This window comes from Pedobacter sp. HMWF019 (assembly GCF_003061025.1).
Taxonomy (GTDB): domain Bacteria; phylum Bacteroidota; class Bacteroidia; order Sphingobacteriales; family Sphingobacteriaceae; genus Pedobacter.
On record NZ_QAIL01000499.1, the window covers coordinates 15,705 to 17,247 of the forward strand.

Consider the following 1,543-nt stretch of genomic DNA (forward strand, 5'->3'; position numbering starts at 1 on the left):
GAAGGAACAGGTTTTAGTCCTTATTCTCTTTAAAAAGGCTTAGAGGCTTAGGCTTGCTTTTGTTGATTTCTTTTTACGAGTAGAAAACACAGGTATAACAATAGTATCCAGCCTGGAATCAATTCTACAGGTAACTTCATTCCGGTTACCCACATAATGACCAATATACCCACCAGAAAGATCAGGCAGATATAATTGGATAGGGGGTAGATAAAAGAAGGGAATTTAGTTTTGACGTTTTCTATCTTTTTTGCTTTTCTGAATTTGATGTGTGTAATGCTAATCATTAGCCAGTTGATCATTAGTGAAGAGACCACCAGCGACATCAATATGCCTAATGCTTCTTTTGGGATAAGTTTATTAACGATGATACATATTGCGGCGAATATACTGGAAACCAATATAGCCATAATGGGAACATGGCTTTTATTCAATTTCTTTAAAAACGAAGGTGCATTTCCTTGCTCTGCCAATCCATAGAGCATGCGACTATTGCTGTATACGCAGCTGTTGTAAACGGATAGGGCAGCAGTTAAAACGATCAGATTGAGTGCATTGGCAATAATACTTGTAAAGTAAATGGTTTTGCCAAAAAGACTAAACTGAAACCCCTTCAGACTTTCAAAAACCATCACAAAGGGGCTGCTGTCTGTTGTGATATTTTTCCATGGAGATAAAGAAAAAAGGATCACCAGGGCACCTACATAAAAGATCAGAATGCGATAGATCACTTGGTTTGTTGCTTTAGGGATGGTTTTTTCAGGGCTTTCTGCTTCTGCAGCAGTGATTCCAATGAGTTCAAGCCCACCAAATGAGAACATAATCAGGGTAATGGCTGCGAAGAGGCCCTGAAAGCCTCCCTTTCCATCGGAACTAAAAACTCCTTTTGGGAAGAAGCCCCCATCATTCCAGAGATTTTGTATGCTGGCGTGTTCGCCAGCTGAACCACTAACCAGAAGGTAAATCCCAAAAAGGATCATGGCAATAATAGCAATAACCTTTACGATGGAGAACCAGAATTCAACTTCACCATAAACTTTTACAGAAGTGAGGTTTAATGCATTTATGGCAAGGAAAAAGAAAAGGCTTGAGGTCCATAAGGGAATTTCAGGCCACCAGAAATGGACATAAATCCCAATTGCAGTAAGTTCGGACATACTGACAAGGATATAAAGTACCCAGTAGTTCCAGCCCGAAGCGAAGCCGGCAAAAGAGCCCCAGTATCTATAGGCAAAATGGCTGAAGCTACCTGATACGGGTTCTTGTACAACCATTTCTCCCAGCTGGCGCATGATGAAAAAAGCAATGATACCAGCGAGTGCATAACCAAAAATTACAGAAGGGCCAGCAAGCACTGCCGCAGGGCCTATACCTAAAAATAGTCCGGTTCCTATAGCGCCGCCCAGAGCAATTAGCTGAATATGTCTGTTTTGTAACCCTCTTTTTAATTTTTGCCCCTCAGGTGCGTCGTTTGTTTGTTTCAATGTGTCTGAAATTGGTCTGAAGGCAAAAGTGTAAACTTATATTCACTTCAGGTATAAAA

General features: G+C 40.8%; 1 protein-coding gene. It reads right to left on the reverse strand.

The window, feature by feature from the left end:
* Window positions 1–47: 47 nt before the first annotated feature.
* Window positions 48–1,484, reverse strand: coding sequence for an amino acid permease (locus DBR11_RS25790; protein ID WP_108555450.1), 1,437 nt, complete (start codon window positions 1,482–1,484; stop codon window positions 48–50).
* Window positions 1,485–1,543: the final 59 nt, after the last annotated feature.